Origin of the sequence: Bdellovibrio bacteriovorus (assembly GCF_001592735.1) — a bacterium.
Classification (GTDB): Bacteria; Bdellovibrionota; Bdellovibrionia; order Bdellovibrionales; family Bdellovibrionaceae; genus Bdellovibrio; species Bdellovibrio bacteriovorus_D.
In genome coordinates this window covers 1591900-1613736 of sequence record NZ_LUKE01000001.1, presented here as the reverse complement: position 1 = coordinate 1613736, position 21837 = coordinate 1591900, and the positions used below count along the sequence as shown (strand labels likewise).

Below are 21837 nucleotides of genomic sequence, written 5' to 3'. Positions count from 1 at the left end.
GACAAGCACCTAAAAATTCGCCTAAAATTCCAGATGTATTGCAACTTGAGGGAGTACAATGGCATCTGACGACGTAAAAAACTTTATGGGCTATCTTTGGATACGCGAAGAAGATGGCGTGATCACAATCGGTATTAATGAAGATGGATTAGAAGATTTCGAAGAAATCAGCTCTGTCGAACTTCCCGCAGAACAAGAAAAAGTAGATTCAGACGTAGTTATCGGAACACTGGAAACAGATGATGGTCCTTTGGATATCTATTCACCCGTATCAGGAACCGTTATTGAAGTGAATAACCAGGTTGTCGATGATCCAAGCATGATTATGGAAGATCCTTACGAAGAGGGCTGGTTGATTCGCATCGAGGCTGACGAAGACCTTGATGATGAGGACGAAGATGATGAAGATGACGACGACGATGATGATGAAGACGATGATTACGACGAGGACGAAGACTAGAAAACGTCCTAAAAAAGAAAAAGCCCCGGGAATCGGGGCTTTTTACTTTCTGGAGCTCGAAACTAGTTCATAGCTTCGGTCCGCGTGACCCTCTTGTCGAAACAAGATTGATCACAAAACTGATCACGGCCAAGACCAAGAAGACAAAGAGTAGGATTCTTCCGATCTCCATAGACATTCCGGCAATTCCGGAAGCGCCAAAAATAAAGGCGACAATGGCTAAGACAAAAAATGCGATGGCTGCTCTTAACATGTGATACCTCCTGTAATCGCTTTTAGTATCCTCTGTTATGGCAAGAAACCCAAATGCATCTCAACGATTTGACAACTCTCACAGTTAGAAACTGCAATCCCACAAACTCCTGGGCTTTTGTATCGTGAAACTAAGCCGTGCGCTTAATAATATGATAACCAAATTTAGTGCGTACGGGCTTTTTTGTGGTTTCTCCGACGTTTAAAACAAATGCCGCATCTTCAAAATCTTCATCCATGCGACCCAACCCAAAAGTTCCTAACGCCCCACCCTCCGCCGCGGAAGGACAAGTGGAATGTTTACGAGCAAGCTCTTCAAAGCTTTTCCCGTTTTCTAAAGCGCGCAAGATATCTTCGGCTTCATATTGATGACGTACTAAAATATGACTTACGGTGATTTTCATTTCTAACCTTTTTCATCCCTTTTACCAAAAATAAATTCAAACGTCAGATAGAGATTATATAATGGACGAAAATGAGATCCACGTTCCCACGCGATTTCTGGGTTTACAGACATATACACCCACTGCAAAGGAGTTTCTTGCCGATATACCGAGCCTAAGATAAGTCGATCTGTCAAAAATGAGTTGGCTTCGATCGCCGTTTTATAACGAAAATCAAAAGAAATCCCACGCGTATCAGACATCTGATAAATCAAAGACGGACCTTGGCTGAAACCCAGTTCATTATTAGTCATCGCCCAATTAAAATCGTTAATAAAGCGGAAAAGTAAGTACCTATTTAAGGCCGAATCTGATGTTAGAGATGTTTTAGATTCCCATTCTTTACTTTTAGACCAGCCCACTTGTTGATAAAAAGAATGTCCAAAACGATCGGTCAGTATCTCACGGCGCGCCCGCAGGCGAAGGAAGTAATCCACCGGCAACGCCACGATCACTCCACTTTCTTGATTAAAATCCCACAAACTTAATTCTTCTTCACCAGGGGCAATAGAACCTGTTGCCGCCCGTTTTTCCTCGGAAGAAAGAAAGTAATCGCGAATGCGACCTTCCAATTTTTTTAAATTGGGTAGATCTAAATTTAACGAGGCCTCTAAACTATCTGCACCGGGCACGCCGTCTTTCATGTATACGGTTTGTGATACATGTAAGGTGCTCGAATTGTATCTATCTTCGTATTGGGTATTTCCAAACAGGGAATCGATACTATCAGAAAGACGAATCACGTTTTGCGAAACGACGGCTCTGGTTTGCTCAAGATAAGATGTTTCAACTTCTTTTGGTGGATCTTCGGCAGCCCAGATAGACTGTGTTGATAACAATCCCGCTACTAATATTAATATAAGAAACTTCTTTAACGCCCTCACACAGACAAGCTTCGGATTTTTGGCTCAAGTTGTCATCAATGCTTTTTCAATTATTAATGCCCCGCCATTGGGGATTAATTCCCCGATTTTAAGGCCCTTTTTGCTTGTACTCAAATACATTCGATCTCACGCTTGGAACCATTCCTGCTATGTCACTCCTACGTTACTCAAGGAGAGTACATATGATGAACACGCAAATACCAAAAGAAAAATGGAATTCTCTCAAGGTAGAACTTCACAAAACGTGGGATGACATTTCAATTGAAGAAATTGAGCGCACTCGCGGAAGTGTAAAGTCTATCTATGGGCTTGTTCAAGCAAAGTGCGGTTTGCATGAAGAAGAAGTAAAGGATCAATTGGTCTCTTTGCTTAAAAAATACGACCGCCCTCACAGTTCGGCACAAATTTAAAGTTCAAGAGGCACCGCCTGCATGGTGTTTCTGATTGGGGCTTCTCTGTTTTGCATCTTAGCGGAGAGGTCCCGATTTTTTTCCCTCCTTTAATATTACGAACACAAACTACGAAACACGGATGATCAACACTGAACAAGGAGAACGTAGATGAAAAAGGTATTGATTCTAATCGCCGGTGCGATGATGGCTTTAAGCGCTAACGCACAATCAAGAGAAGACATCAAAAATGGAACAAACAATGTAAAATTGTTGGTGGGCTCTGCCCAAGCAAGCTCTGTTTTTGGTTTGGATTACGAGCGCCGCACGGGCAGCTTCGGTTTGGGCGGTAAGCTTTTGCAATCAACTAAAAACAGTACTGTTGGAAAGTTTGAAAGCACAACACTTGATGTGCATGCAACTTCTCACCTTTACGACCAAAACGATATGGATATCTATATTGGTGCAGGCTTAGCTGTAACAAACATGGATGATGTTTTAAATCCAGCAGATCCATTAGCAGCAACCAGCGATGAGACTTTAGTAGGTCCAAGCATGGCCATTGGTGCTCTTTACACTTTGAACTCACAATGGGCCGTTGGTTTTGAGTACTACTCAATCTACAACTGGTTCAGTAATAAAGTGAATTATAAATACGAATTTTCAAATGTAGCTGTCAGTTTCAATTTCTAGGAAAACTTTAAGAGTTTGAGCTGATCTTAAGGGAGACCACTTTGTGGCTCCCTTTTTTTATTTCCGATTACCGTGTGGGTGTACGGTTATGGCTTCGATAAGAAGACCTAATGGCCGTTTTACGACGTCGTGATGACCTGTTTTTGTCGTTATGCCTTTAGAAAGCTGGCAGGTACTTTTTTGTTCTCTCATTAAACTGGCAGACATTTTTTTTGTGAATCAAGCTGAAACACTTTTCTTTGTTTTTCTATCTGCACTCTTTTTGCAAATTCATTTAATAAAAATCAAAGAGGAGGAACCCATGGCCATTCACCCGCACGTCACCGAAACAACCGCGAACGGAGAAAGAACCTATGACATTTATTCCCGTCTTTTAAAAGATCGCATCATCATTCTGGGGACGGCTGTCACCGACGAAGTTGCAACCTCGATTGTAGCCCAAATGCTTTTCTTAGAGGTGAATGATCCCGATAAAGACATTCATTTGTATATAAACTCTCCCGGGGGCTCCGTTTCCGCCGGCATGGCCATTTACGATATTATGCAACATGTTCGTTGTGATGTCGCGACTTACTGTTTGGGCTTAGCCGCCAGCATGGGGTCGCTTCTTTTAACGGCGGGAACACCTGGCAAACGTCACTCGATGCCTAATAGCCGAATTCTGCTACATCAGCCGCACTTAGGTGACGGAGGCATCGGCGGTCAAGTCACGGATATCGAAATTCATGCTAAAGAACTGGTAAAATCAAAAAAAAGAATGATTGATATTTACGCGGAACACACCGGGAAGCGAGCCGATTTTTTAACACGCACCCTCGAGCGAGATCATTACATGAGCCCTGAAGAAGCCAAGTCCTTCGGGCTGATTGATCATGTGATTGAAAGAAAAAGGAAGAAACTGAAAGAAGCAGGATAAATAAAAAGGCGATCCCTGAACAAGGATCGCCTTTTTGCAATTAAAGTTCTTTTTTAAAGATCTCTACTAAATTTAAATTCGGCGCGTCTACTGGACCTATTTTAGAAGCATTTTGTTCAAGTCCTTCTAAAGTAAATCCCGTAAAGATATTCGTATCCCGATCCATTTGGTTACGCATTGTTTGCTGTGCTTTGTACCAACGCATTTTCACCGGATCGTTAATATCGGGACAGCTGCGAAGTTCTTGAGGGGAACTTGCACCCCAACGAAGCTCAATACAATGCCATGGCGAAAATGACATCAATGGCGCACGACGAAGCATTTCTTCTAAAGTCAAAGTCACCGGACGACCCGCGGTGTTCGTATAAGTCACCGAACATGTTTTCACCGTGTTTTCTGCGATCGCAATAAGATCCTCTTTAAGATCCTCGACGGTGCTATAGTATGAATAGTCAGGGTTTCCGGATTTTACCATCGCGACTAATTCTTTAGCAGATTTTAAAGCCGTTCTTACTAAGCCACGACGACGAACGTCTCCGCCTGGTGTTGAGTGAGTTTCCCACACCCCATCACCACCATAAATGGTGTTAGGCAATACCGCTACGTGAGGTTGGGCCGCGATCCCCAGGGTGGTCGCCTCTTGGACGCCACTGGCTCTGGCTTGGAAGTCGTCACAAACTTCGGTCATTTTGTTTTTAAACTCTCGCAGAACATCAACAGAGTACGTCCCATTTAAATACAAACGGCGTTTTAAAAACTCTTGGAATGACGTCGTGACTTTGTATCCACTTGCGGTCTCTACAAGATAGGCCGATTTCCCATCAGCAGTTGTCGTATTGCCAAACATTTCTGTTGAGTAGTCAGCAATTTCCGAATTTTTTAATGCTCTAAGAACACCGCCAACATAAGTTCCCGTACGACGATCAAATTGCGCTCCTTCAATCACGACGGGACGGAAGTTTTGGAACCATCCTCCGTGCGTGATACGTGAACGCGTATAACGGTCGCTGCTATAGGGACGACGTTTTGAAACGGATTTTTTATCCGAAAAGGCATCAAAGACCATGACCTCTCCATCGTCAGTCACGTCGTAAACGACACCGGTATGTCCACTTGGATCGTACACGATAGTTCCTGGGCGGATGGCGCCGTGACGAATCGCTGGCGTATAAGTGTCGCCAAAATCCGTTCGGGGATCTACGCGTAAAGTGGATGTCGCGATAGAGTCTTGGATGATATCTTGAATCTCAAAGAAATTAGATCCCAACGTCGGATGCGGAATACGCACCTGGCGCAGTGGCACGTTGCCGTTTGCAGAATAGCGAATGTCCGTCTGAGCTTTAGCCGTGCCGGCATCAACGGCTGCTTGTTGTTCCGGCGTTAAGGGCACCGCACGCATGCCTTGAGAGAACATGAACGGCAACCCGTTTTTCCACGCGTAATAAGATCTTAAGAAATACGGCCAATCAGCACAGTCCGACCAAAATTTATAAAGCTCTGGGCCCGGATCGCCACCATAAAATGGATTTGCCGGATTAAAGATGCAATCCTCAACCGTGCGACAGTCCGATCTGCCGATGGCTTGCACGAAATCAGAAAATCCTTGCTCGTCCTCGGCTGTCCAGCGAGTTGAAATAATATTCCACTGTCCCCATTGCGAAAGGTTTTGATAGCGGCCTTTACTGTTGATCGTAGCCATTGTTTCTTTTAATGGAGGCTGAGGACGCGTCGGAACGGGCTTGGGCTGGGGTTTAAAAATATCGAACAATCCCGCCTGGGCGGTCTGCGATAACTGAGTGACGGCTAAGAAGACGGCAAGGCTAGTCTTTAAAGTTTTCATCTAAACTCCAGTGTCCTAAGTTTCGACAATAGGGTCCCAAAATGGCGTAGCTTGGCCTTTAAAACGGCTTATATACGTTCCGGGAAGATTTCTCGGAACTACCATTCAATACGCACGCCAACTAAGATCATGCTTCAAAAAAATGTGACTTTGGTAAACGCTTAGTAACCTATTAGACTATTTCGCGGGACCCTTGTACGGGCAATGTCGACATCCGTTGTTGCAACAATAGCCCCGTTCTAAAAGATACTTGGCGGTAAAAACGTAAAGACCGTTTTCCACATAGAAATCCTCACCCTCCTTTAAGGGTTCGACGTTTTCACCGTCGTCGGTTTCTTTTGGATCACGGTCTTTATTATTCATTAAGTTTTGGGTTTAAAAAGTTGCTTGATAACGTTCTTATAGGGTTCAGCAAAAAAAGAAAGATAAATCATGAATGCGCCAAGGACTACCGCCAAGATCAATCCTTCTGGGGCTAAGAACGCGTGGACTAAGAAGATATTGATCACAATTGGAGCTAGGACTACCAGAGCTAATGGTACAAAGAAATTTATCAACAACAAAAGCCCGCAGATAGTTTCGACTGCTTTTAAGAAAGGCATAAAGTATACCGAAGCCATCAAACCATTATTGAAGGTCTGCAAAGCCTCTGGCAAATTCGGCGGCGGTGGGACAAGATTAAAAAGACCAACAATACCTGATGCAAAAAACACGAAACCCAACAATAGACGAATGACCATGGTGACTTTTGATTTCATAGATAAGATCTCCTTTAAATAGATCTCATCCTAATTTCGTCGGCAAAGCAAATAAAGCTTATAAAGTTGTCACGGGTCTTTCGATCTTGCCGTCTTTATTCATTAAACTTCGTACGTAATCGATATGGCCCCTCAAAATATAAAACTGGTCCGCAAAAGCGGCTCGCACCCGCATTTTACTGATTTCGCTGTCAATACGCTCAAAACTTCTTTTAAGGTAAGCCAAGCGCGCGGGATCTTTTTCGTGACGAAAGCGCTGTTCAAGCTGCAGAAGTTCACGATAACGACTGCGAATCTTAATACGCGCGCGCCATCTAAAGAATGCCGGCACCATGCGCACCGCTGGAATTAACAAAATTAAGATCGGCAATAGCACGATAACAAATCGGCTTAATAAATTCGCTAACCAAAACGAAAGATAACGATACAAGAAGCTTTTGCCAGATTTATAAAATCGCGTCGCATCTTCACTTATTGTGATCGAATGTTCAATCGGTGTTGGGAACTCTCCCCGTTTTTGAAATAAACTCGCCCGGCCATGAATTTGTGTGGCCGCATCCAAAACTAAATCGGATAATGCCGGATGAAGATTGTGAGATGCCACCAATTCCACCATGGGACCAATCAGGGTCACATCTTGAGCAGGGATATTTAATCCTAAATCTACAGAGCCTTGGGGTAGCTCAAAGATGTTGAGATAATCCACTTTACGCACATAAGCCGCCGCCTGCTTAAAGCTATAAAGCTTAATACCGTCAGCACGAAGCATTTTGCGAATATCTCCGTAAGATGCATTTTCACTCATGATAAAGGCCGCATCGATTTCTTTTTTCTCTAACGCTGCTGCGGCCGCATCAGCATCCATATTTAAAAGCTTTGTCTTGCCTAAGGATTCTTCCTTAATTCCATTCACACTTAGCAGCCTTAACGCCAGCTTACGTGTGCCCGAGCCTTCCATACCCACCGCGATGGTTTTCCCAGCAAGTTCGGATAAAAGTTCCATATTTTTTCCCCGATAAAAAACTAACATCGGTTGATTAGTAATACTTCCTAACGAAACCATTTCATCAAACTTATATTCTTTCCCGCTCAGACCCCCTTGAACGATAGCCAAATCCACTTTCGATTTAGGGTCAGAAAGACGGGCCAAATTTTCCAAAGAACCGTTAGAGGTTAAGACTTCAACTTTGACTCCACTTTTTTCTAAGCGTTTCGCGTATCTTTGCGCCGTTTTATGAAAGTAACTATCCGGAGGTCCACTTGAAATAATCAACGTTGACGGCGGGGCACTTCGAATGAAAGCCACAAGCCCCGCGATAATAATTAGCAAAGAAACGGAAAGGACCGTGATCGCAACGGTCGGACCAATATCAAAAAGCTCCATCACCGTACGCAAGCCATAATGGTATTCTTTTTCTTGATCTAAAGGCTTTTGCTCTGCACTCACTTCGCTTCCCCTTCAATGCGTCCAACTTTTAATAAGAATTCACGATTTCCCACGTCCACAGCCACCAGATGTAAATCCGGAAAAGCCGGGACAAGATTTTTCGGTTCCACTTTCACCCGCAGAACCTGGCTTTCGTCTTTTTCACCCAAATATTCAAATGTACAAATACCCGCCAGGGCTTTATCTAAACGTTCTTTGATGGCGTCGAGCACGTATTTAGTTAAAAACTTAAAATCAAAGCCCCGTACATTCAGTTCACGCAAGCGCACTTCGAAGACATCCGGCTCTGTCGTTACAAAATCCACCGTCGTATCAAAAGGGATGGTCATAAAAAACTTTTTCACCTTACCGGTCACGTGAACGCCATCTTCTTTCAGGGCCACATCCAGATCCTGAACGTTATCCCCTAGCTTTTCTTTTTGCGCGGCAATCACGGCTTTACTGTTAAAGACGGATTGGTTGATACGAATCAGCATGGATGGAGGAATTTTCATGCCGACACGTTCTTTACGTGGTTGACGTGCGGCTTTAGGAGGAATGACTTCAAGAGCTGAATCAACACCCATTACTAGATAATCTTCTCCGTCGCCGTCTTTGGCATCATGGCTGACTCTTAAGCCTGCCATTTTGATATCTTTAAGATAGGGAATGATGCGCCCGATGCGGACTTTCAGAGTGATCGAGTTCTCGGTGGCCTCGATTTCGTCATTCAGGTTCACTTGCTCTTCACCCAGGAAGCTTAAAATATTTGCTAGGCTTTTCGCCGTTCTTTCAATTTGCAGACGCTCTACCTTTAAAGATTCAATTTGCAGTTCGATTGATTTTTTCTGCAAGCCCAGATCTATAAGTGCGTCCTCTTTGGTTTCTTTGCCGATGTTTCTTTTCACTTCTCTTAACGCAATCTTCTGTTTTTCCATCTTTTTATCAAAAGAGGAAAAATCTCCGGACAGGGCGGCGATATATCCGCGCATCGAAGCCACGGCCAAAGACAGCAGATGCACCGGCACGACGACACGATCCCTATTGGGATTTCTAGAGCTTGCCTGATAAAAGAATGTTTCAGATAAAGGAAATTCCAGCTTTAAATGACCTTCTTTAGTAGCACGAGGCTTAATCGCTAGCTGAAACTTAAACTCCCCTTGATGGCGATCGATATTTGCAGTCTGTAAAAGATCTAAAGGCAGCTGCAAGCGTCCCGTTAAATACAGATGGTCTTTTTTTGCATCCATATCTAAGTGCAAGTCTTTTAAAAGTTCAGACTTGCCGCCAAATTTTTTGATTTGTTCGTTAATAAAAGTTTCCGCGACATACACACTCGCCACTCGGCGCATGGTGACTTTGTCGGCGTCGCCCGTGGGGGCAGGCGGTGTCGCTATGCTCGATTGCTGAGCAAGAGAGATATTGAAACTTAGAATTAATAGAAACGGCCATAAAATTTTCATTTATGGCCATTCTATTTTTTTTCGTACTAATTTCAACAATGTCCAATGATTTAAGGTGTTATTCTGTTTTAGAAGGCTCCCGGTGCTTCAAAATTTTTGGCACTTCCTTCACCCATGTCTCTATAGTGCATGGCACTCCCTTAATCTTGACGCCAGAAATCAGCTCTTTTCCATCTTTAAGTTTCCCTTTCAAGAACAATGCGCGATCAATACCACAAAGCGGATTCACCTTTTCGATGTCGAAAGTAAGTAACAATGCCGACTTTATCGTCTTTCCTAGCCCAGGATTTGCAAAGTTTCCGTACGATCCTTTGATAATCCTTGAAGAAGATGGTTTGGCTTCCCCACGTCCAAATACCAAAGAACTTATCTCAATATCGGCTAAATTCCATCGCTGGTTTTCATCAGGCACGATCAATAATTCAAGTTTTCCGTTATCTAAAGGCGAAACTCTATGAAGAGTTTCTGTTTCGCTTATGGATCCTGCCCAGGATTCTTTTGAGTTTTTACGCAGAACGAGCACTGGTGATACTTGATTTTTAGAAACCGGTCCCTCGATCAGGACAGCAACTTTTCCATTACCACCCACACTTGAACCATCCTCCCAAATTCCGGGACAAGAAGTGTTCTCTGCTCGCGGAACATCTGTATACGCCACCTTATCTTCATAGTTAGGATTATGGCCCAACACAAATGCTCTGATTAAACCCGGCCGATCCTTAGTAGTGAATTCAAACCCGTCCAACTTCTGTCCCGGAGAAATCTTACTTGTGCGAACGGATGACATCCAGTTCACATAGTTTGCTGACGTTTTGGCCTCCTCGAAAGTTCTCCACTTTAAAGGCGACTTCACTTCTTGCGGCCACGCTTGAGTTTCGACCCAGAAAAGACGGATCGGAACTTTCGCTTCTTGCCCGTTTGAAACCGAATACTTGTAGATATAATTTCCCGATTCATCTTTTTGTATTGAAGATGAGACTTCGGGAGTAATTGCCGATGCCGGTTGTGGACACTGATCTGCGACGGCAAGTACTGATAACAAGCTGACTGTTAAAAAAATCCAGATTTTCATATATTTCTCCTAATTACTCAAAATGTGCATGCCAATGATATCCCGTGACTGCCTGCTCTGCAGGGGAAGCATCAGGACTTTCTGAAGCTTTAGGATAGCTATAGTCAAAAGCAACCAAAGCCGCATCAAGCGTATTTAACAGATCAGCTTTATACGAGCTCGAATTGAACAAAGCCATGCCGATATCGACGTCATCTCCTAAACGATGCGTGCAATGAGTATGTGTATAATTCTTAAAAATATCGAACAAGCCACCATATTTGAGACTTGCACCTTCGGAATTCGGGATAACAATGCTTCCAGGCGGGATACTTAGGACATTTTCTGCATGCCACTTATAAGTAGATAAAGCATCAAGCAACGCTTCTCCAGCCAATTCAGTCATGTAATACCCATCACCCGGGTGACTATTGATATTGTTCCACGTGATCAAACTCGAATTGCCTGTCATATTCAAGAGGTCGGGGACATAAGCATAAATGGTAATATCCTGGCTTACTGAGTAGGGAGGGTGGGGCAGCGTCCAATGAACATTTAAAGTAACTTCACCCGCAGTGTCTGCCGCCTCGTAAGTCAATTCTAGAGCTCCATTGACGATTGTATAAGGCACGCCCTCTAAATGTGTAAGAAGTTGACCTAAAGGTCTACTTCCCGTATGAGTCGAATTACTATGCCCCCCGTTCTCCGCTCCTTCTGAAAGCGTGAAGGTCACCGAACAGTCTGCGCACTCGAATCGGTAAGTATCAGTACTTGATAAGTTTCTGGAACACCCTTTCCAACTTGGCAGCATTTCCATAATATCTGACTTATTTGAATTCGATGATATCTCTTTTCGAACTCCATTACGGACTCGATAAACTTTAGGCATCTCGGGATTCTCCGAAATATCTTCGAATTGATTCGCACCCGAAATAGAGGAATATATAAATGTAGAGCCGATGGTCATTATAAGTAATGACAGAAAAACCGACGTAGACCTTACCCAACGCATGAAAAATCCTTCCAGCCTTCATGGCCAATAATAAACTTATATTTAATTACATCGATGTCTCAAAAGATTAGGAAGACATTACTTATTCGTCAAACTTTATTTTGTTTTATAAATTTATTTAAATTTAGCCTACTAAGGACATTGCGCCCTCACAACTGCCGTTTTTAACCGGGTAATGTTCAGTTAAGCTTTAAAAGTGCCTCTTGGACCGCCATCACAACTGCTTTGCGCTTCTCTATTTGAAGAAGTTTTTTAAGTTTTGCCGACGACGATTTAATTTTTAATTGCTCAATCCGCCGCGCGATCGCTCGACGTATTTAATGACGATATAAGTTCCTGAATTTTTTGTTGCATGCCTCAAATCTATCAACCCTAATCCAACAAAGAAAGGCCTTTTTTTCCTGTGTAAATCACCGAAACTACAGCGGCACAATTACTTTCCTGATGACTTGATTTATATTGCCCCAGACCTAAAGAGCCCTGCCAAAATCCTTCGTTATAGTTGCCGACGACAAACATCGAAGAATTATTATTTTCACTATGGATAAAGTTCTGGAAAATCGCCAACACCCCGAGATTCCATCGATCACTTAGTTTAATCCCAGCAACAACATTTAAAGTCTTCAGGTCGTCCCCTTCAATATCACCCACGAGGTAAGACATCTCTTCATAAAATGGCTTTATCTTATTCTTAGATTTGAATTTTTCATGTTTTGCCATAATAGAGACTAAAAAACTTTTGTAACCACCCAATAATCTGGCGCGAAGAAATTCATAGGTCAGAGTTTCATTACATAAAACATCATTGCAGTTAAAATCACTGTAGTAACTAGAATTTCTCACCGAAAAGCCCGCTCCTCCTACAAGGCCCAGGATCGCCACAGGATAAAATTCCAAAGAGGCAGCACCTCGGTTAAGGACTCCTGCGGTATTGATCTCTATATTCGGTCTTAGATAGCCGTATTTCCAAAAAAGCTCTTCATCAGTAGAATTGGATTCCCACAAAGGAATCCCGTAACCGGCCTTCGCTGTTACGAGGCCTCCTAACGGATAGCTTTGTGCGCCAGCCTCCAAATTATAATCCAGGCCGATATCTTTATTCCCAGCAATAGCAATTGATGAGTTTAGAACGACAACGATTGATAAAAACAGCTTTATGAACTTCATTTTTTTAGATTAGCTGAAAATACCTTAGGCGTCTTCGCAAGACTGAATCATGTCAAAGCGCAGCTCGAATTTTAAAATTTTTATGATAAAGTGGCGCCGAAGAGAGGTGCTTGTGGATTTAAAATCGGCCTTAATAAAATTGATTGTATTACCTAGTGCCCTAGTGACGGTGGCCTGCTCTTCTCACCCTATTAAGACGGTGGATAAGGTCGATTTAAAAAAGTTCGAAGGTCCTTGGTACGTGCTTGCCGGTCGCTTCACCAGCTTTGAAAAAGAAGTTCACAACGGGATTGAAAGCTATAAATTAGATCCTGACGCCGACAATATCGATATCAGTTTTACTTACAATAAGGGCTCCTTCACCGGAGAAAAAAAATCCATCCCACAAACCGGTTGGGTCATTAACAAAGACACCAACGCCCACTGGAAAGTTCGCCCTTGGTGGCCCTTGAAGTTTGATTACCTTATCGTCGCTTTGGCCGATGATTACTCTTGGACCGCAGTTGGCGTTCCCAGCCAAAAATACTTATGGATCATGGCCAGAGACTGGAAAAACCCCGAGCCCACCATTGAAGCCGCCGTCAAAAAGTTAAATGAAATGGGCTACGACTCAAGAATCGAAGTCCGCGTGCCTCATCAGCATTAAGCAGTAGATTAAAGACCTAAGCGGTCCATTTCATCTTTTTCGTAAATAGAGTCTTCCGCCGGATACCTTAATGAGGAATCGCCTTTTTCTTTTGCGATCGCCCACAGTATACTTTCCCCAGCTGGGATATTTTTAGGGGTGCGTTTATAAACGCCATCTTTAAAGGCTTCTTCAGCATAAATAACCTTCCACCCCTTCTGCTTATACATCTTGATCAAATCATCTAAGAAAAGTGCGGTGGTCAAATTATGATGAAGCAAAACCGTATGCTTAATGTCTTTGCCTAATGTCTTCTGAGCAAGTTTAGAGTAGTAATCTGAACGATCCCACATATGCTTCAGGTAAAAGTCTCGATATTTTTCATAATCGACTTTGTCACCCTTCTTAATCTTTTCAATAAGACGCATATTTACATACCAATCAGAGGCATCAATGCTGACGTGACCATTGGTGTAGTCATTGTCTTTTAAAAAGTCTCTCATCCCGTCACGCTTTTCGACGGAGTCTCCTTCTTTAAGATAGGGAAAACGAAATATCTTTTGAAAGGTGGGGAACTGTTGCAGTTTTTTATCAGCAACTAGAATATCAGCGCTGAACTCGTGAAGTGTCTTGTCGTTGTACTTCCAGTGATTTTCAGTGTGGTTTCCAACAATATGCCCCGCAGAAGACCATGCCTTAACGGCATTTAACGCTTTTGGATCATTTAAATATTTCGTCGTCACAAATCCGATGGCTTTTATTTGATTCTTTTTCAGTACAGAAAGTATTTCTGAGTTCCTTTTTAAGGGCTCCATTCCAATGCTATTGGAAAGATTGAAATCATCTATGGTGATAGCAACTTCCGCTCCGTGAGAAATTACAGCCGTAAATATGATTAAAATGATAATGAATGTACATTTCGACACGTTAGAAACCCATCCTAGCCCTAAAAACACAAAAACCGCCCAGAAGGCGGTTGATGATGGTAGGGGGCGAGGGACTTGAACCCCCGATCCCAGTGTTATGAGCACCGTGCTTTAACCAACTAAGCTAGCCCCCCAGAACCAAACAAGACACTATCAAAAGTTGTCCGAGGGATCAAAAGATTGGACTTCGACGCTATGTGGCCCGCAGGTTTTTTCCGCAGTCATAGCAGTAATGGCCACCGGATTTACGCTGGTCGCGGTGCCGTTCTACTGTGCAGACCTTGGCACCGGTAAAAGCCGCAAACTTCTCACCGCAATTGGGACAAAATTTGACCCCGGGATTGCTTTTCCCGTGATTCATGTTGGGGCATCGTTTATTAGACATTAAAATTTATGCCTGTGAAGAATAAGACCATGAGTCGGATCGTAAGGAGAAACCCCGACGCTCACTCGGTCCCCAACTACAACCTTAATGTTGAACTTTTTCATCTTGCCGCACAGGCGCGCCTTCACGGCCACCCCATTTTCAAGAGTGATTGAATAAGTCCCACCGCCCGACAAATCAAAAACCTTTCCCTCTACGGTGACCAGATCGTCTTTTGCCATCGGAACTCCTTCTTTTAAAAACAAAAAGCCGCCCTTTAAAGACGGCTTTTGCAATCGTTAAGTATTAAAACAAATAATTTAGTAAGAATGGTGCGCTTTAAACTCCATGCTGATGGATCCAGTAGAACACAGGATGGGGGATTTAGATACCCCCAGCGTCGGAATATAGCCAAAAGAGTCGCCATATCGAACGTCGCTGGATAGAGAACAGAAGGTCTGGGGATTATTCAAAGCCTGATCCGTAAATCCTTAAATAGATTTCAAAAACTGCTTCACCGCAGGCCAGAATTTATCCATGCTGTCTAAGTTGTTGTGGTCCCCGCCTTGGATTTCCATGAAAGTCTTTGGCCCTTGATATTCGTCATAGAGCTTTTTGCCTTGAGCAAAGGGGACAATTTCATCTGCCGTTCCATGAATCACTAAGACTGGGACTTTGATAGATTTCATGCTTTCATTAGAAGCCAACTTGTAACGAACTAAAAAACCCGGAACGAACGGAAAAATATTTTTCGCCATCGCTTCAACATTATAAAATGGCGTTTCTAACACCAAACCATCAATCGTGGTTTTTGTTGCAAGACTACTTGCAATCCCCGATCCCAAAGATCTTCCGTAAATAACGACCTTTTTACCCGGGTTTAGTTTTACAGCTTCTGCAAAAACCGCATCCGCCACTTCATGCAACTGGGCTTCTGAAGTAATGTGCCCCGTGCTTTTGCCATATCCCGGGTAATCCACCATCCAAATATTCCAACCAGTTTGGTCGACAAAGTCGCTAGCAAGTTCTCCCCAACCTTCTAAAGACCCCGCGTTACCATGAAAGTACACGATCACACCCGGAGCATCCTTAGCTTCAAAGTACAGACTGTGAATATCAGATTTACCGACTTTAAGAATTTTTTCTGTGGATGGATTTTTAAAATTGAATTTGAAATCTGCCGGCAACTTATAAGGATAAAAAATCACGCGCTCTTGAAAGAAGTAAATTGCCGCGGTAGCGACAACGATAACTACTAAAAAAATGCGAAGTAACGCCCACAACCAAATCATCGCGCTTAGATATTTTTATCTGAAGCCTTAAACTCTTTTAAAGTCTCAGGCTTCACACCTTTGCTTTTTAAAGCTTCAGGATTTCTAAAGATAACGGGAGCAGAGTTAAATCCATATCGATCTACAAAGCGGACCACCGTTTTATCACCCACTTTTTCGGCAGCAGAAAAAGTCAGTTCCATATCAAAGATCGGGCGCGTTGCGGTGATGCTCATCGCTCCGTTTTCATATACCCACGTACCGTTGCCATTCCCCAAACGATCAATCTGATAATAGACTTTGCCATTTTCAAAAAGGGCAAAGCGCATATTGTAGACGTCATTGATTTGTAAAACTTTAAGTTCTGCCACGCGGCTTTCTGCCTGAGGCCAGTCGCTTGTTGGATTTACGAACTGATTATAAAATTCTGCGTCTCTTTTATTTGCGACAAGTCCGCCACCTGGAGAACATGCTTGCAAGAAAGTGAATGCCAAAGCCACCGCAATGATTTGAAAGATATTTTTCTTCATAGGTTAAGCTTAAAAAGCCCCGTGCTTGGGTCAACTACAAAAATAAAAAAGCCGACCTTTTAAGGGGTCGGCTTGATATATCGAGTTTTAAAGTCGGATATTAGTAACGACGAGATCCGCCGCCACCGAAACCGCCACCACCACGACGAGGACCACCGCCACCAGTGCGAGGTTCTTGTGGTTTAGCTTCAGATACGTTCATAGCGCGACCGCCAAGCTCGTAACCGTTCAATTTAGAGATAGCATCTAATGCCAAAGCATCAGTAGCCATTTCTACGAATCCGAAACCTTTGCTGCGACCCGTTTCGCGATCTGTGATGATGTTTGCTGAATCAACGTTACCAACTTCAGCAAATACAGAACCTAATTGTTCTGAATCAACACTGTAAGAAAGGTTACCAACGTAAAGTTTTTTTCCCATGAGAGCCTCCTATGAAAGCTTGGGGGCCATTCGCAGAAGACAAAAGGACATCTAATGAACTACGTGAACGACTTAATTTGGCGGCAATAAACCACAAAATCCGACTTTTAGATATGTACAAAGCTTTAATCCGAAAAAAGGACTTCAAATCGCATTACGTGGATTTGAGGTTAAAAAAGAGGCACGAAACACAGTAAATAATACGCTTAGCCATGCTGAGGAATAAAAAAAGGGAGCCTCATTGGCTCCCTTTTGAAGGTACTGCTTCAGCCCACGCGCCCCAGCGCTTCGGCTCTGCTGGCCCCGGGCCGACTAAGAATCAACAAACGCTTTAAGTTTGTTCGAACGTGAAGGATGACGAAGCTTACGAAGAGCTTTCGCCTCGATCTGACGGATACGTTCACGAGTGACGTTGAAGTCCTGACCCACCTCTTCCAAGGTATGATCTGATTCTTCACCGATACCGAAACGCATACGCAGAACTTTTTCTTCACGTGGAGTTAACGTCGACAACACACGGCGAGTTTGTTCTGCCAAGTTCAGGTTCACAATCGCTTCTGCAGGATTGATGACCTTTTTGTCTTCGATAAAGTCTCCTAAGTGCGAATCTTCTTCTTCACCCACTGGGGTTTCCAAAGAAATCGGCTCCTTAGCGATTTTCAAAACTTTACGAACTTTATCAACTGGCATGTCCATTTTATCTGCGATCTCTTCCGGGGTCGGCTCACGGCCAAGTTCCTGGATAAGGTAACGAGATGTACGAACAAGTTTGTTGATCGTTTCGATCATATGAACCGGGATACGGATCGTACGTGCTTGGTCGGCAATCGCGCGAGTGATCGCTTGACGGATCCACCAAGTAGCGTAAGTCGAGAACTTGTAACCACGACGGTATTCGAACTTATCAACGGCTTTCATCAAACCGATGTTACCTTCTTGGATCAAATCCAAGAATTGAAGACCGCGATTGGTGTACTTTTTCGCGATAGAAACCACGAGACGTAAGTTTGCTTCCACCAACTCAGACTTGGCTGCATCGGCTTCGCGCTCACCTTTCCAAATTGCGGTGTAAGTTTCCTTCACCCAATTGTGGTTCATCTCTGTTTCAGAATCTAAGCGACCGATACGTTTTTCAGCTTCTGTCGCTTGAAGAACGTATGATTTGAATTTTTGGTAATTCAAACCCGTGTCGCGAGTCATTTTAGTTAATTCTTTTTCATTCGCATCAATCAGCTTCAAACGCTCGGTCATTGAAACAACGTCTTTAGAGAACGTGCGTTCCACACCGTCTTTGATACGACGACGAAGAGTCGCAATACGATTCACCAAGTTTTTGAACTTGATCACGATGCGATTGATCGTCTTACGATTGAAGTTCACGGATTCAAAGTTCGCCATCAACTTGTCGTTCATTACTACCAGTTCTTTCATGGCAGCTTGACGAGCAGGGGTGTTGGTCTCTTCTTTACGCAAAGTAACGAACAACTTGCCAGCGGCAGTTTGATATTCGGTTACTTTACCGATAAGTTCGTGAATTTTATCGATGTACTCTTTTTCATCGTATTGGGTGTCTTCATCTTCAAGACCACGGAAGATCGCTTTAACTTTGATACGGCCTTCATCAAGACGCTTTCCAAGTTGGATGATCTCGTAAGTACCTAAAGGTGATAAAAGGATCGCACGAACGATTTCACGCTCCCCTTTTTCAATACGACGAGCAATCTCAACCTCTCCCTCGCGGGTCAGAAGTGATACGGAGCCCATTTTACGTAAGTAAAGGCGAACAGGGTCGTTACCCTTAACGTCTTCACTTTCAGCTTTTTCTTCTTCATCGACTTCTTCGTCTTCAGAATCCGGGCTTTCAAGGAATGTTCCTTCGCCCTCTTCCTCTTTCGAAGTTTCAGACAAGTCTGAAATTACTACACCACCACCCTCAAGGGCGTGCATGAATGTATCAAGCACAGAAGGTGCTAGAATTTCAGGAGGAAGTAGCTCGTTGATCTCTTCGATCGTCAACGCGCCCTTTTCCTTTGCAAGCTTCAGAAACCGTTGAATTTCTTCTTTAATCAACGTTTCTTGTTCTTGCAGGGAAAGCACCTTTACGGGCTCTTTCCCTTCTTTACTTGGTAGGTTCGGTTTCATCAATACCCTGCCTTTAACCTTTATTCAGAGAGATTCGGTTTCTCTGAATATTCATAATCTGTTCCAACTTTTCCGAACTTGGTTCGGTTTTTAAATCTCGTGCTAATTGCTTTGATTTCTCTTTCAAGAAATCCTGGCGAACCCGCTTAAAGCAATCTCGCAAAAGCTTCATCTCTGTCTCTTCATCAAATCCCGGATCGGTTGGCCCCGTAGGTCCCGCTTCAAATAGATATTCCGGCTGATCGACGTAAGAGACAAGGAGACTGGTCAACTTATCAAATTTATTTAGATCTTGTCTATAGACATCCAGTGCCTTTTCCAAGATCTTTTTCACTCCGGGATGAGCAATGCTTTCATCCACTTTTTCATTCACAAATTGATCAAAATTGGCACGACTTTTGAGTACCAATCCTAATAGCAGAAGCTCCGCTTTTGAGGCTCCTTTAAGCGAAATTTTGCCGTCCACTCCACTAGAAGACGCTTCTTCCGTAGGATTTTGGTTAGCCACTGGACCTGTTCCGCTGGAAGAAATTGTTCGACTCATCGCAGGCTTGTTTTGCGAATAAACAGGGCCAGATCCCTGTATCCCCACAGCCTGACGAAGCCATGGCAGGGTTACACCCATTTTTTGAGCGGCCTCAGCCAAGTAAAGGTCACGTAAACGCAAGTCCGGGATCACCACAAACAAAGGTTTAAGTTTATCTGCCAGCTTCACCTTTTCTGAGGCCTCGCCCCGGTAACTCTCCATCCATCGCGCTAATATCATGGCAAACAAGTCAGGCGCGCGTTCTAGCTCTACCTTAAGGGCGTCTGCCCCATACTTTTTCACGTAATCGTCTGGGTCCATTCCGTTAGGAAGGGTGAGCCCTTTTGGATAAAGATCGGCCGCCAGCAAGATCGGCAAGCTGCGTTCGGCGGCTTCCATCCCCGCGCTGTCTCCGTCAAAAAGCGCTACGACATTCTTGGTCATACGTTTTAGCATCTTTCCATGATCTGGCGTTAAAGCCGTTCCCATGGTGGCAACAACGTTTTTAATGCCGGATTGGTACAGTGATACCAAATCCATATAGCCTTCAACGATCAATGCCATGTCTTCGCTGCGGATATAGCGAGCTGTTTGCGACAATCCATAAAGCACACGGCCTTTAATAAACACCGGCGTTTCAGGAGAGTTTAAGTATTTAGGCTCCGTTTCTTTTTTTTCTAAATAACGGCCGCCGAACGCAATTGGTTCACCCATAGGTGAAAAGATCGGGAACATCAGGCGGTCTCTGAAAATATCAAAGTAGCCGGATTTATTTGTCCGCGCTTTAACCAACCTCGCCTCTTCAGCCAAGGGCATCGGGACTTTCTGTGCGGCCAAATGTTTTTCTAAGCCATCCCATTCCGCAATTGCGTAACCAATTCCAAAAAGCTCAATGACTTCTTGAGAAAGTCCGCGACTGGCAATGTATTTTTTAACAGGATGATCATACGGAACACGTTTAAGTTGCTCTGAAAAGTAATTAGCTGCGAGCTTATTTACTTTTAACAACGACTTCTTTTTTTCCGCCGCTTGATCGACTTGTTGGTTGTCTTGCGCTTCGGGTGCTGGCATCGGGATGCTGGCTCTTCCCGCAAGATATTCCACCGCTTCCGGAAAGCTCATGCCCTGATAGTCGCGCAAGAACGAAAACATGTTTCCGGACTTATGACAGCCAAAGCAGTGGTAAACTTGCTTGGTCTCAGATACCGAAAACGACGCCGTTTTTTCGGCATGATCCGGAAATGGACAACGGCCCATAAGGCCGCTGCCACTTGGTTTTAACTGAGTGTATTGAGAGATGATGTCGACGATGTTATTCGCTTCAGAAACTCTCTCAATAAAATCTTGAGAAAAACGCATCAGACTCCAATAGGTACCAGGTTCTATTCGTAAAATTTCGGTACCTGGTAATGTTCCGAAATTTTACAGAAAGAAGCAGGTACCTTAAGCAAGTTTAGATTTAATAACTTCGCTGACGATTTTGTTGTCGGCAGTGCCACCAGAACGAGCGATCACTTCTTTCATGACCGGGCCCATGTCTTTCACGGTTTTAGCACCAACAGACGCAATAACTTCTGTCACCAGAGCTTCGATTTGCTCGTGGCTCATCTGTGCCGGCAAGTACACTTCAAGAATTTTTAATTCAGAAGTTTCTTGATCAACTAGATCTTGGCGACCCGCTTGTTGGAATTGGTCGATAGATTCTTTACGTTGTTTAACGAGTTTTTTGATGACGCCCATGATTTCATCGGCCGTGATCGGATTAGGACGCATATCGATTTCACGGTTTTTGATGGCCGCTTGGAGCATGCGTAAAGCTCCCAGTTTCACTGAATCTTTTGCAAGCATGGCTGCTTTGATATCTGCAGTGACTTTATCTCTGACTTCCACGAAGGACCTCCATAGTTCAAATAGAACGAAGGCGACCTAAAAAGGTCGCCTCCAGATTTAACCAATAACCTTTTTAAAAGGAAACTAGTCGTTCCAACCTTTTCTGGATTTTTTTACTGCACGTTTACGAGCAGCAATTGACTTCTTTTTAAGTCTTACAGAAGGCTTTTCAAAGTGTTCACGTTTTTTTACTTCAGAAAGAATACCTGCTTTTTCGCAAGATTTTTTAAATTTTCTGAACGCAGATTCGAAAGACTCTCCGTCTTTGATTCTAACCATTGCCACGACAAATCACCTGCCTTCCCATGTGGAATAAGAGGGACAGTGTATAACAAAGCGGCACAGAAGGGGCAAGTACCGTGGTCGTGACGCATAAAGTTATTGCAAG

25 protein-coding genes and 1 tRNA gene are annotated in these 21837 nt (G+C 43.6%); 5 read left to right on the top strand and 21 right to left on the bottom strand.

The features are described 5' to 3' along the window. The first annotated feature begins 58 nt into the window (after positions 1–58). Positions 59–460 carry a glycine cleavage system protein H gene (locus tag AZI86_RS07885; protein WP_061834513.1) on the top strand — a complete coding sequence of 134 codons (402 nt, stop codon included), beginning with the start codon at positions 59–61 and terminating at the stop codon, positions 458–460. A 67-nt stretch (positions 461–527) separates the two neighbouring features. On the opposite strand, the gene AZI86_RS07880 is transcribed toward AZI86_RS07885, so the two are convergent. The 3 genes from AZI86_RS07880 to AZI86_RS07870 all read right to left on the bottom strand — a co-directional run bounded on the left by AZI86_RS07880 (position 528) and on the right by AZI86_RS07870 (position 1994). After that, complete coding sequence (locus tag AZI86_RS07880) at positions 528–713, bottom strand: DUF1328 domain-containing protein (RefSeq protein ID WP_061834512.1); 186 nt, start codon at positions 711–713, stop codon at positions 528–530. A 130-nt stretch (positions 714–843) separates the two neighbouring features. Then, a complete protein-coding gene (locus AZI86_RS07875; RefSeq protein ID WP_061834511.1) occupies positions 844–1116 on the bottom strand; it encodes a peptidylprolyl isomerase in 273 nt (90 codons plus the stop codon). Between the two features lie 2 nt (positions 1117–1118). Further along, entirely contained in the window at positions 1119–1994 is an 876-nt protein-coding gene (locus AZI86_RS07870) for a hypothetical protein (protein WP_061834510.1), read from the bottom strand. A gap of 227 nt (positions 1995–2221) precedes the next feature. On the opposite strand from AZI86_RS07870, the gene AZI86_RS07865 reads away from it, so the two are divergent. The 3 genes from AZI86_RS07865 to AZI86_RS07855 all read left to right on the top strand — a co-directional run bounded on the left by AZI86_RS07865 (position 2222) and on the right by AZI86_RS07855 (position 4037). Then, positions 2222–2449: a hypothetical protein gene (locus AZI86_RS07865; RefSeq protein WP_061834509.1), complete on the top strand. Its 228-nt coding sequence runs from the start codon at positions 2222–2224 to the stop codon at positions 2447–2449. Positions 2450–2599: 150 nt separating this feature from the next. Then, complete coding sequence (locus AZI86_RS07860; protein WP_061834508.1) at positions 2600–3121, top strand: outer membrane beta-barrel protein; 522 nt, start codon at positions 2600–2602, stop codon at positions 3119–3121. 301 nt (positions 3122–3422) lie between these two features. Beyond that, positions 3423–4037 (top strand): ATP-dependent Clp protease proteolytic subunit, encoded by a 615-nt coding sequence (locus AZI86_RS07855; RefSeq protein WP_061835104.1) that lies wholly within the window; start codon positions 3423–3425, stop codon positions 4035–4037. Between the two features lie 40 nt (positions 4038–4077). On the opposite strand, the gene AZI86_RS07850 is transcribed toward AZI86_RS07855, so the two are convergent. The 8 genes from AZI86_RS07850 to AZI86_RS07815 form a co-directional block, all read right to left on the bottom strand. Beyond that, positions 4078–5877 carry a hypothetical protein gene (locus AZI86_RS07850; protein WP_061834507.1) on the bottom strand — a complete coding sequence of 600 codons (1800 nt, stop codon included), beginning with the start codon at positions 5875–5877 and terminating at the stop codon, positions 4078–4080. 177 nt (positions 5878–6054) lie between these two features. After that, entirely contained in the window at positions 6055–6240 is a 186-nt protein-coding gene (locus tag AZI86_RS07845) for a DUF5522 domain-containing protein (protein ID WP_061834506.1), read from the bottom strand. After that, a complete protein-coding gene (locus tag AZI86_RS07840) occupies positions 6240–6635 on the bottom strand; it encodes a DoxX family membrane protein (RefSeq protein WP_061834505.1) in 396 nt (131 codons plus the stop codon). The genes AZI86_RS07845 and AZI86_RS07840 overlap by 1 nt, the downstream gene beginning before the upstream one ends. Before the next feature lie 58 nt (positions 6636–6693). Then, on the bottom strand, positions 6694–8082 hold the full coding sequence (locus AZI86_RS07835) for a TAXI family TRAP transporter solute-binding subunit (protein WP_061834504.1): 1389 nt from the start codon (positions 8080–8082) through the stop codon (positions 6694–6696). Continuing rightward, positions 8079–9524, bottom strand: coding sequence for a hypothetical protein (locus AZI86_RS07830; protein WP_061834503.1), 1446 nt, complete (start codon positions 9522–9524; stop codon positions 8079–8081). Before AZI86_RS07830 ends, AZI86_RS07835 begins: the two co-directional genes overlap by 4 nt. A gap of 58 nt (positions 9525–9582) precedes the next feature. Then, the gene (locus tag AZI86_RS07825) at positions 9583–10596 is read right to left on the bottom strand and encodes a hypothetical protein (RefSeq protein ID WP_061834502.1); all 1014 of its coding nucleotides are present in this window, start codon (positions 10594–10596) and stop codon (positions 9583–9585) included. Between the two features lie 13 nt (positions 10597–10609). Further along, positions 10610–11464: a hypothetical protein gene (locus AZI86_RS07820; RefSeq protein ID WP_157684657.1), complete on the bottom strand. Its 855-nt coding sequence runs from the start codon at positions 11462–11464 to the stop codon at positions 10610–10612. 495 nt (positions 11465–11959) lie between these two features. After that, positions 11960–12754 carry a hypothetical protein gene (locus AZI86_RS07815; protein WP_061834500.1) on the bottom strand — a complete coding sequence of 265 codons (795 nt, stop codon included), beginning with the start codon at positions 12752–12754 and terminating at the stop codon, positions 11960–11962. A 112-nt stretch (positions 12755–12866) separates the two neighbouring features. Here AZI86_RS07815 and AZI86_RS07810 point away from each other — a divergent pair, with 112 nt between their 5' ends. Then, positions 12867–13400, top strand: coding sequence for a lipocalin family protein (locus AZI86_RS07810; RefSeq protein ID WP_157684656.1), 534 nt, complete (start codon positions 12867–12869; stop codon positions 13398–13400). Positions 13401–13408: 8 nt separating this feature from the next. Here AZI86_RS07810 and AZI86_RS07805 read toward each other — a convergent pair whose 3' ends face one another. The 10 genes from AZI86_RS07805 to rpsU form a co-directional block, all read right to left on the bottom strand. Continuing rightward, on the bottom strand, positions 13409–14305 hold the full coding sequence (locus tag AZI86_RS07805) for a polysaccharide deacetylase family protein (RefSeq protein ID WP_253715821.1): 897 nt from the start codon (positions 14303–14305) through the stop codon (positions 13409–13411). 57 nt (positions 14306–14362) lie between these two features. Next, positions 14363–14439 (bottom strand) — tRNA-Met (locus AZI86_RS07800). 250 nt (positions 14440–14689) lie between these two features. Continuing rightward, entirely contained in the window at positions 14690–14911 is a 222-nt protein-coding gene (gene infA / locus AZI86_RS07795) for a translation initiation factor IF-1 (protein ID WP_061834497.1), read from the bottom strand. Between the two features lie 249 nt (positions 14912–15160). After that, positions 15161–15961: an alpha/beta hydrolase gene (locus AZI86_RS07790; RefSeq protein WP_061834496.1), complete on the bottom strand. Its 801-nt coding sequence runs from the start codon at positions 15959–15961 to the stop codon at positions 15161–15163. Between the two features lie 5 nt (positions 15962–15966). After that, on the bottom strand, positions 15967–16470 hold the full coding sequence (locus tag AZI86_RS07785; protein WP_061834495.1) for a hypothetical protein: 504 nt from the start codon (positions 16468–16470) through the stop codon (positions 15967–15969). Between the two features lie 100 nt (positions 16471–16570). Next, positions 16571–16891: an RNA recognition motif domain-containing protein gene (locus AZI86_RS07780; RefSeq protein ID WP_061834494.1), complete on the bottom strand. Its 321-nt coding sequence runs from the start codon at positions 16889–16891 to the stop codon at positions 16571–16573. A gap of 312 nt (positions 16892–17203) precedes the next feature. Next, positions 17204–19033 (bottom strand): RNA polymerase sigma factor RpoD, encoded by a 1830-nt coding sequence (rpoD, locus tag AZI86_RS07770; protein ID WP_061834492.1) that lies wholly within the window; start codon positions 19031–19033, stop codon positions 17204–17206. A 13-nt stretch (positions 19034–19046) separates the two neighbouring features. Further along, a complete protein-coding gene (dnaG, locus tag AZI86_RS07765) occupies positions 19047–20918 on the bottom strand; it encodes a DNA primase (protein WP_061834491.1) in 1872 nt (623 codons plus the stop codon). Positions 20919–21002: 84 nt separating this feature from the next. Continuing rightward, the gene (locus tag AZI86_RS07760; RefSeq protein WP_061834490.1) at positions 21003–21449 is read right to left on the bottom strand and encodes a GatB/YqeY domain-containing protein; all 447 of its coding nucleotides are present in this window, start codon (positions 21447–21449) and stop codon (positions 21003–21005) included. 84 nt (positions 21450–21533) lie between these two features. After that, positions 21534–21734 (bottom strand): 30S ribosomal protein S21, encoded by a 201-nt coding sequence (gene rpsU, locus AZI86_RS07755; protein WP_096000879.1) that lies wholly within the window; start codon positions 21732–21734, stop codon positions 21534–21536. Between the last annotated feature and the right edge of the window lie 103 nt (positions 21735–21837).